Below are 9,315 nucleotides of genomic sequence, written 5' to 3' on the forward strand. Positions count from 1 at the left end.
CAAAGCGTACCGGGAAGCAGGCTGGCTGCCATCGCCATGAAGCATGTAGGCGCGCTAGTCCTTTCGAGCTAGTGTTGACTAAGCCGCCTCTACGCTGGGCCTGCGGCGCTGGCGCAATCGTTCAAGCAGTGTTGGAGAAGGGAGGGGCTGGTACGCGCGTTCGGCCGGCACGTCCAGTGTCACCGTGGTGCCCTGGCCCGGCGTTGATACCAGTGTGTAGCGTGCGCCGATCGCCTGGGCGCGCTCATTCATGCCAACGATGCCATAGTGCCCCGAGCGCCCTTCGCGCGCGACGGTGGGCGACATGCCGCAGCCATCGTCACGGACTGTCAAATTTAGCCGGTCGCGCCGGTAGTCGATGATGAGTTCAACCCGGTGCGCCCGCGCGTGGCGTGAGGCGTTAAAGAGGGCTTCCCGGACAATCATCTGGACCTCTTCGCATAGGCCAGGCATCAGAGCCTGTGGCTGGCCGTTGATAGTGGCGGTGAAACGATGCTGTAAAAGTGCTTCGCCATAGCTGGCCAATGCCAGGCCCAGATCCTCTGGCGCGCGAGCGCCGCGCAGGCCCGTAATGCAGTCCCGCCCTTCGGCCAACAAATCGTCTGCAAGATCCAGCGTGCGCTCGATCTTTTCACGTTCCTCAGGGCCGACTGGCAAGCTGCGTGTTTGATGGTGGAAGCTCAGGATCAATCCTTGCACGCTTTGCAGCAGGGTGTCGTGCAAGCCGCGTGCGATGCGCTCACGTTCAGCCAGGCGCTCCTGCATGCGGTACTGCAAGCGCGCACTCAATTGGCGAACACGCAGCCGGTAGGCGCCGGCCAACAGTGCGGCAATCAAGACGAGGACCAGCAGGCGGAACCAGCCGGTTTCGACAAAGCGCGGCGGCAAGCTTAGTTCTACGCTGGCGCCAACCTCGTTCCATACGCCATCCTCATTGGCGGCAATCACGCGGAAGCGGTAGTCGCCCGGCGCGAGGTTCGTGTAGACCGCCTCGCGGCGGGTGCCGGCATCGCGCCAGTGCTCGTCGAAACCTTCCAGCTTATAGCGGAAGCGCACGCGCTCCGGCATCGCCAGGCCGAGCGCCGTGTAGGCAATTCGCAGGTCGCGCTGGCCAAGCGGCAGATCCACGCTTGGCTGAGCCGCATAAGTGACGTCGCCCGCGCGCAGCGACAGCACCTGCACCGGTGGCGGCCGGGGATTGCGCGCGATCGAGGCCGGGTCCAGGCTGGCGACTTCGCTGGCGGTGGCGAACCACAGCCGGCCATCCGTGCTTTGCGCCATGGAAGGTAAGGGGGCGATCTGCTCGGCGCTACCAACCAGGCCGTCCAGCGCATCAAAGCGCTCGTAGGGCAATGGCGATTCTGGCTGGGCCAGCATGCGTTGCACAGCGTCAGCGGGTATGCGGCTGATGCCATCTGATCCGTATAGCCACAGCTCGCCATTGGCCAGCCGTACTATGCCAGAAACACCGCGTATCGGCCGCCCGTCCAGCATGTTCGGGCGATGCCAGCGTCGGCCATCGTACCAGGCCCAGCCTCGTTGCCCCCCGGCCCAGACTCTTTCTCCATCGGCCAGCAAAGACTGGACGTTCCCTAACTGTAAGCCATCGGCCTCACCAAAAACTTGCACTTGCTCGCCGTCGATCATGGCGATCCGATTGTTGGGGAAGCTCGCCCATGCCCGTCCGCGCTCGTCGGTGATCAAGGCCAGGGCTGCGGTATCGGGCACTCGCAGGTTCCTGGTCCATTCTGTGCCGTTGATTTCGAACAGGCCAAGCCGTGACAGCGAGAGCCACATGCGGCCCCGGCCATCGATTGTCATGGCGAGGGCTACATGGCCGCTCCATTGATCCGGATGCGGCAAGCGCGTGAGCGTACCGGCTGCGCTTCTGCGCCAGCGCTCGCTGGGGCTGGCGAACCAGATATCGCCGTTGTTAGCTCGGTAAGCGGTGGTGATCTTCATCCGTCCCAGCGACTCGTGCGGCCCGGCGGCCGTGTAACGCCGCAAAGGATGGTGCCAGTCGCCAATAATGACGCCGGCGTTGTGATCGGCGACCACGCTTGGCCGATCGAACGGCGTGTCAAGCGCCACGGAATGCAGGCGGTTGCGCCGCAGCCGGTCGATTCCACCGGACGTGCCGATCCAAATATTGCCTTCCTTGTCCTCGAACACTGTTTGCGCCAGGGAGCCGCTCATGCCATTCTGCCGGGTAAGCTGGGCCGGCTTTGCCGAATTGCCGACATAAGGCGCAACGCGGCGTTCGAGCACGTTCCTTCTTAGAATCCAGATATTTCCTTCGCGGTCGAACAGTGCGCCGGTGCCACCGAATTCCGCCTGCGGACGGGGATTTCCCTCGGGCGCTTCGGCGCGGACGCGATAGTGTTTGTTCACCCCGTCCGAGGCCCAGAGGGTTCCATCGGGTGCTTCGGCCATCGCCATCAGTTCGATGTACGGCCAGGCGCGCCGAAATTGTGTCGCGCCGGGATCGCGGAAGTAAATCCCTCCTACCGCCGCTACCCACTGGCGGCCATTGCGGTCAAACAGCACTTGGTGCGCCCGTTTTTCCTGCAAGCCCTCGTTTTTGCCTACTTGACGAAACCTGTTCGCGCCAGGCGAGAGGTAGCTCAGACCGGCACCGGTGCAGACCCAAACGGTGCCGTCGGGGCCTTCCGTCATCGTTAGCACGCTGCTGCGCGGCAGCCCCTCAGCCTGTGCAAAGCGGCGTACGCGCCCGTCACCGAAAACACTGATACCCCCAAAGCGGCCACCAACCCACAACTTGCCATCCCGGGTAGTGAGCAGCCCCAGCGTGCTTTCGGTATGCAGCGCATGGCCTTGTACTGATGTCATCCGCTCAAAATCGACACCGTCGAAGCGGAACAGGCCATTGGGTGAGCTTACCCACAGCCAGCCATCCGGGGTTTGGGTGAACTGCATGACATCTGACGGCGCCCCGTGCCGCCCGTTCCAGGCGGTATGGGAGTAGCCGGCCAGGGAGCTGGCGTGGGCGCACAATGCCGGCAGCAGGGCGAGCACGGTGAAGAAGAGCAGGGGGCGAAACAAGGACATTGTCACGGAAAGGCTGGGTCTAACCCATGCAAGATTTGCTCTCGCATCTTATTAAGTAGGTGAGCAGGTATTATACAAATAGTACCCAGCCCATGGCCCACGTGCCGAGACTTACTCCTATAGTTTGTTGATCTGCCGGTTGATTGCGTTGACGGCGCGTTCATTGCGCTCGCTATAGCGATTGGTCAGGTAGTCGGTGCGGCCGCGCATGAGCAGTGTGATCTTTAACAGCTCCTCCATCACATCCACCACGCGGTCGTAGTAGGCCGAAGGGCGCATACGGCCGGCGTCATCGAACTCTTTGTACGCCATCGGCACCGAAGACTGGTTCGGAATCGTGAACATGCGCATCCACCGGCCCAGCAGGCGCAGCGTGTTGACCACGTTGAACGACTGCGAGCCGCCGCACACCTGCATCACCGCCAGCGTGCGCCCCTGGCTTGGGCGCACGGCGCCTTGTTCCAGCGGTATCCAGTCGATCTGGTTCTTCATCACAGCGGTGATGGCGCCGTGGCGCTCAGGACTGCACCACACCTGGCCTTCCGACCACAGGCACAGTTCGCGCAGCTCCACCACCTTGGGATGCGTCTCCGGAACGCTGCCCACCATCGGCAGCTCCATCGGATCGAAGATTTTGACTTCCGCGCCCATCTGCTCAAGGATGCGCGCCGCTTCGAAAGTCAGGAAGCGGCTGAAGGAGCGCTCGCGCAAGGAGCCATACAGCAGCAGGATGCGCGGTGGATGCGACATGTCGCCCTGCGGCGCCAGCTTGTCGAGGGTCGGTACGTCAAACAGCTCCGGCTTGATGTTGGGAAGGTCTGGGAGGTTCATGGTTCAATGCTTTTCCAAGGAATTGGCAAAGTCGCCCGGTGCGACGGTGCCGCCGACAGTCGCGTCGGCCGGCGGCGCCGGGTATAGCCAGCAAAAGAGGGCGGTGGCGGCGCCCATGCCAGCCAGCTGGGCAAGGATAAAGCCCGGCGCATCGACCGGCCGGATCCCGGCAAAGGTATTGCTTGCTGCGCGCGCCAGCGTTACGGCTGGATTGGCAAACGACGTCGAAGACGTGAACCAGTAGGCGGCGGTAATGTAGGCGGCCACCGCGAACGGCGTGAGCGCCGGACGGCTGCGCGAGCAACCAATGATGACGCCGATCAGCCCAAAAGTGGCCACGAACTCGCTCCACCATTGCGCCGGGCCGGTGCGGACGTGCTCAGACGCGAAGAATAGCGGCTCGCCGAACATGCCGTGCGCCGCCGCGACTCCGGCGAAAGCGCCCAGCACCTGGACGGCAATGTACGGCAGCACCTCCGCCGCAGGGACATTGCGCTGCCAGGCTTCCGACAGCGTCACGGCGGGATTGAAGTGCGCGCCCGAGATGGTGCCAAACATGAGAATCAGGGCGACCAGGCCGGCGCCCGTGGCGATGGTGTTGGCCAGCAGGGCGATGGCCACATTGCCGCCAGACAGGCGTTCGGCCATGATGCCGGAGCCGACCACCACCGCCAGCAGGATAGCCGTGCCGAGTGCTTCGGCCGTGAGGCGTCGCGACAAAGTCATTCTTTCACCTCGCCGATGCGTGCCAGCTCGCGCTTCAGAGCCAGCTTGTCCAGTTTCTCCATGGGGAGGCTGCAGAAAATATCCAGGCGTGTCTTGATTTCACGGCATACCGTGGCGAATACATGACGTAGTTCGTCGTCCGTACCGCTGGCAGATGCAGGGTCGGTGAAACCCCAATGCGCGGTCACAGGCTGGCCGGGCCAGACGGGACAGGCTTCACCGGCTGCACGATCGCAAACCGTGATGACGAAGTCCATGGCCGGGGCGTCTGGCTGCGAAAACTCATCCCAGGACTTGCTGCGTAAATCGGCAGCGGAGTAGCCGACGGCGGTGGCTTGTTCAACGGCAAATGGATTTACTTTGCCCGTAGGGTGGCTGCCTGCGCTGAAAGCGCGGAAGCGGCCGCCCCCAACAGCGTTCAGGATGGCCTCGGCCATGATGGAGCGCGCCGAGTTCCCGGTGCACAGGAATAACACGTTGTAGGTCTTGCTGCTCATGCCGATCTCCATCAGGGCAGCAGGGTGCCGATGCGTTCCAGCTCGGCCTTCATGCGCGCTGGATCGTTCTTCAGTTCCGCCAGCGGCAGCGCGAAGAAGGTTTCAATGCGGTGACGCAGGATGCGGTAGGCCTTCATGAACGCTGCATCGACTTCTTCGTCGGTGCCGGTGGCATGTGCCGGGTCTTCAACGCCCCAGTGCGCGCGCATGACCGGGCCAAGGTAGGCCGGGCAGGTTTCGCCGGCAGCGCTGCCGCAAACGGTGATCACGATGTCCGGCGTAACCGGCAGGTTGTCCCACGATTTGCTGTGATAACCGGCAGTCGAAATGCCTTCTCGTTCCAGCAGTGCCAGCGAGCGAGGATGGACATAACCTGCAGGCTTGCTGCCCGCGCTGATGGCGTGCCAGCCGGCAGGCGCAAGGTGGTTGAAGGTTGCTTCGCCCAGGATCGAGCGGCAGGAGTTTCCGGTGCAGAGAATCAGTACGTTCATGGTTTGCAGGATTTGATGGTGGAGGATGGAGCGCAGCTTTGGCCCGCGCAACAGTTATCGGTCAGGTAGGAAAGCACCTGGTTCATGGTGTCGAAGTTCGCGCTGTAGTAAATGAAGCGGCCTTCCTGGCGGGATTCGATCAGCCCCGCATTGGTCAGCTCTTTCAAGTGAAACGACAGCGAGGAGGGCGCCATATCCAGCTCCTCCGCGATCTTGCTTGCGGCAAGGCCTTGTGGCCCAGTTTGCACGAGCAGGCGGTAGGTGCTTAGCCGGGACTCCTGGGCAAGTGCTGCCAGCGCGGCAATGACGGATTTCGTTTCCATTGGTGTGTTCCTGTCTGATTCGTCGTTGGCTTGATTATGGCATGAAGATACGACATTTCCAATAATATCGAAATGATGTGACGATTTGATGACATGGATGTGCGTGGAGCGGACGCAGGTTCGATTCCCGCCGTCTCAACGCAGCGCTGGACAAAAAAAGGGCCTAGCGAAAGCCAGGCCCTTTTCATTTGTTCAGTGGTGGAGACGGCGGGAATCGAACCCGACACTATAGTTCGAATCTATGCGGGTTCCGAGCCTGGGACAGCGAAATGTTGTCGCATAGATGTCGCAATCAACGTGATTTTGGCAGGATGAGTGTTATCTATCAGAGCTAAGTAAGTATAGATAATTTCTCGGGCGAGACTCGACGCCGTTTTTTCTGCTATGCCCAAATGACGATGTCCTTCGGCCGATAGTCGGCGAAGCGCTGCAGCACTTCGTCCGTATGTGAGACTGCCCTCAGCCCCTTCAACACGTTCTCGGGAATTGGAAGACCATGGTTTAGAGGGAAATGCACGTTAGGGAGTGAATTCTCGTCGCCAAAATCTAGCGCGTGGTTACGCTCGTCAAGTGGTACGTCGGCGGTCGCTCTGTAAAGATAAGTCAAATGCCGAATAAGGATTACAGCATCGATGTGTGGAAACTCTATAGCGTTATCATCTGCATCCCTAAAGTAGGAATTTGGGGTTAGCAGTCCACATCTTTCGTGACCTAATGCCGTGATAGGCTCGTAGAGAAAATCGTCCCAAACAATGATGAGGACAGACTTTTCTTCGTTGCGAGCTTTGAATTGACGAAATTTCTCGTTTGCGTCGACGAGGAAGTCTTTGATTGGGTTGTCACGAGGTAATGTAACGTTTTCGTTCGCGGCGATGGCCTCAATGCGTTCCCTTTCCAACGCTCGACCAGGTATTTGAACGCCTGCTCGATTCCTATTGCGAATGTGCGCCATAAGGGACGGGGTCTTTACTTCAAATAGGAAGCGCTCGTCTGGGGTGGTTACTCTGAGTTCAGGGCGCTTCCCATTTGGAACAGCGGCAGGTTCATGCTGGAACTCTGTATCAGGAGGCCAGTCAAGACTCAGTAGCTGACGAAGTACCAGAATTTCAGAAAGCTTCTGGAGAAGTTGTTCATAGTGCGGCTCGTGCCGCTCTTGGCCATTTATGCTGATGATTTCTTCGATGAATTGTTCACCGAGACCTGGGATGACTCGTTCACAATCTGCACAAGCATCAACAATGCTTTTTGCGAGAGGATGTAGCGGCATGAAGGAAAAATGATACCGGAACCAATGCCACTCTCCCTGTGCGCCAATGGAAAAGAGTGCGTGCTCAGCTAAGCGATGCCAAATTTCTTGGTGCTCTGCATCTCGAGTAATTGTCATTTGTACCGAGTCCTAAAATTTTTAGCCAGTTCGAGTAAGGCTCGCAGAATTTATTCATTCTCGGAGCCGATAAACTGGCGAGGGGCAGAAGTGGGCCAGGGGGAACTCTACCGCATCTGGCAGCTAATGTACGGAAAGCCTGAAACAGTTCAGGCTATCGAATAGTCAGACGCGCCTCCTGATATAGAGGGCAATCAAACTTACTTCAAGTGCGAAGAAGGCGGTTCAAAGCTTCGACACATGCTTCGTCAAGCCTCCACCCCTCTCTTTCTCGTCGAGGTCGATGTTTTCGAAACGCCCTTAGGCATGGCTGCCTCCCATCCAACGGTTAATGGCGCTTAGGTCAAAAACGACACGATTGTCGGGAGCCTTCCGCCAATGAATCCCTTCGAGCCATTCACCGCGCTTCTTCTTGGCGCGAATCGCATCATCTGAGTAGCCAGTAATTTCGATTACTTTATTAATTAATGCCCAATGTGGTCCGGTAATTTCTTTGTTAATTTTCATGGATTTCCTTTCTTTTTATTATTCGCTACGATAATAATGCAAATATCTTTAATTATCAAAATGGCAACACAAAAAAGAATATCTTCTTTTTAGTGACTGGTCTAATGCAGTTATTTCAATGGGAGGCCAAAGAGTAAATGGCCATCTGGGAACGATGCAACGAGGTTCGCATCGAAAATGTGGAGGTGCAGCGAGAGAATCGCGCTGAGGACAGAAATTCAATTATCCCAAGACTTCAATGTCGTCGTTTTGAATAGCCTTTAGCTCAGCGAACGGTTCCACCATCAGGTGAGCGGGTAATCGACGCAGGACCGATTGTAGGTCGGGGTTTATCAACGGTAGCGGAGACCTTGTACATATCAGGATTCCCATGGAAAGGTCTACCCAAAACCGCATTTCATCAAGGTTACCCCATGAGCTGGATGGGATATGGCGTATGCACGACGGCGAAAAGGGGATTGATGTACTGAGTCCGCCTTGGCTGAAAGTGAAATCACCCGCACTCATCATGAAGAGCGCCATTGCAATTTGTTGTGGCCGCTCAGACGAGAAAACTAGTTCATTGTGTATCTGAATTTCGCAAGCAACTGCATTGAACGCGTTGCGGTAGAACGCTATTTTTAATTTTTTCATCAAGAATTTATTTCTATTGTCTACGTGAGGACGACTTCCTGTCGTAATCAAATGAGTGCAGAAGTCAGCAACGAGGGCTTACTTGGCGTTTAGGAACTCTTTTGCGTATCCGGCTGATTTATAAATCTTGGTAAATTTCGCAGCTAGAGATTTCGAGCTTATGGCCAGGACTTTACTGAACCTTGCATAGCATGCGGATTGTTGAGTGACCTTGGCAAGCACACTAGGGGCTGGCAAATTTAATGGGTCAGTGACGTCGATTAGCAGGTCAAGATTACGGATGCCACTATAGTTCTCTGCTGTGGCAATTGTCTGGACAATGGTGTGAGCGTCCGGAATGACGCTAGCAATCCAACGTAACTCATCAATTGAAATGCGTCCTTTCAATCGGAATGGCACATCTGGCGCCCCGTGTTCGGAAGTCATAGTCCAGGGTTCTTGAACTAGACCTGGAAGTGCGTAGATGAACAGTAAGGCGTCAAGTGGCTCATAGTCCTTTTGCTTCACCGTCATTTGAGATATACTGTATTTATATACAGTATTTCTCTATTGAAATGTGCGCAAAAGTGCTCACTTGTGGTGTTTTTTGCGCATTCTTGTGGGAGAATGCGGGATGTGAAAAATTGTGAGTTAGCTATGTCAACCAAAATTTCCGTCCTGCTCGACGACGCTGAGGCGGCTCGCTTCGATGCGTTTTGTGCAAATCGAGGCTATAAGAAATCGACACTCATAGTTCGATTGATTAAGGAGCACCTCGACAGAGAGGACTATCCCCTGCAAGGTTCTTTGCTGAGCAGCAGTGCACGCACCGACATTGACGGTGCCAAGCGCAAACCCAATTCTTAAGTTGACCA

10 protein-coding genes are annotated in these 9,315 nt (G+C 57.2%); 1 reads left to right on the forward strand and 9 read right to left on the reverse strand.

The genetic code is table 11. The features are described 5' to 3' along the window. Positions 1–78 precede the first annotated feature (78 nt). The 9 genes from GTP41_RS24975 to GTP41_RS25015 all read right to left on the reverse strand — a co-directional run bounded on the left by GTP41_RS24975 (position 79) and on the right by GTP41_RS25015 (position 8,974). Positions 79–3,063: a sensor histidine kinase gene (locus GTP41_RS24975; protein WP_161028309.1), complete on the reverse strand. Its 2,985-nt coding sequence runs from the start codon at positions 3,061–3,063 to the stop codon at positions 79–81. A 123-nt stretch (positions 3,064–3,186) separates the two neighbouring features. Continuing rightward, a complete protein-coding gene (arsH, locus tag GTP41_RS24980; RefSeq protein WP_161028310.1) occupies positions 3,187–3,900 on the reverse strand; it encodes an arsenical resistance protein ArsH in 714 nt (237 codons plus the stop codon). A gap of 3 nt (positions 3,901–3,903) precedes the next feature. Further along, positions 3,904–4,626 (reverse strand): MIP/aquaporin family protein, encoded by a 723-nt coding sequence (locus GTP41_RS24985; protein ID WP_161028311.1) that lies wholly within the window; start codon positions 4,624–4,626, stop codon positions 3,904–3,906. Next, positions 4,623–5,123 (reverse strand): arsenate reductase ArsC, encoded by a 501-nt coding sequence (locus GTP41_RS24990; RefSeq protein ID WP_161028312.1) that lies wholly within the window; start codon positions 5,121–5,123, stop codon positions 4,623–4,625. Before GTP41_RS24990 ends, GTP41_RS24985 begins: the two co-directional genes overlap by 4 nt. Positions 5,124–5,134: 11 nt before the next feature. Next, positions 5,135–5,614, reverse strand: a complete 480-nt coding sequence (locus GTP41_RS24995) for an arsenate reductase ArsC (protein WP_161028313.1) — start codon at positions 5,612–5,614, stop codon at positions 5,135–5,137. Next, positions 5,611–5,937: an ArsR/SmtB family transcription factor gene (locus GTP41_RS25000; protein ID WP_161028314.1), complete on the reverse strand. Its 327-nt coding sequence runs from the start codon at positions 5,935–5,937 to the stop codon at positions 5,611–5,613. The genes GTP41_RS24995 and GTP41_RS25000 overlap by 4 nt, the downstream gene beginning before the upstream one ends. A 382-nt stretch (positions 5,938–6,319) precedes the next feature. After that, positions 6,320–7,321 (reverse strand): hypothetical protein, encoded by a 1,002-nt coding sequence (locus GTP41_RS25005; protein ID WP_161028315.1) that lies wholly within the window; start codon positions 7,319–7,321, stop codon positions 6,320–6,322. A gap of 300 nt (positions 7,322–7,621) precedes the next feature. Then, complete coding sequence (xisR, locus tag GTP41_RS25010) at positions 7,622–7,828, reverse strand: excisionase family protein (protein ID WP_161028316.1); 207 nt, start codon at positions 7,826–7,828, stop codon at positions 7,622–7,624. Between the two features lie 711 nt (positions 7,829–8,539). Further along, positions 8,540–8,974: a hypothetical protein gene (locus GTP41_RS25015; RefSeq protein WP_161028317.1), complete on the reverse strand. Its 435-nt coding sequence runs from the start codon at positions 8,972–8,974 to the stop codon at positions 8,540–8,542. A 123-nt stretch (positions 8,975–9,097) separates the two neighbouring features. Here GTP41_RS25015 and GTP41_RS25020 point away from each other — a divergent pair, with 123 nt between their 5' ends. Beyond that, positions 9,098–9,307, forward strand: coding sequence for a hypothetical protein (locus tag GTP41_RS25020; protein WP_161028318.1), 210 nt, complete (start codon positions 9,098–9,100; stop codon positions 9,305–9,307). Positions 9,308–9,315 lie beyond the last annotated feature (8 nt).

The sequence above is a fragment of the Pseudoduganella guangdongensis genome (genome assembly GCF_009857475.1).
GTDB classification, from domain to species: Bacteria; Pseudomonadota; Gammaproteobacteria; order Burkholderiales; family Burkholderiaceae_D; genus Rugamonas; species Rugamonas guangdongensis.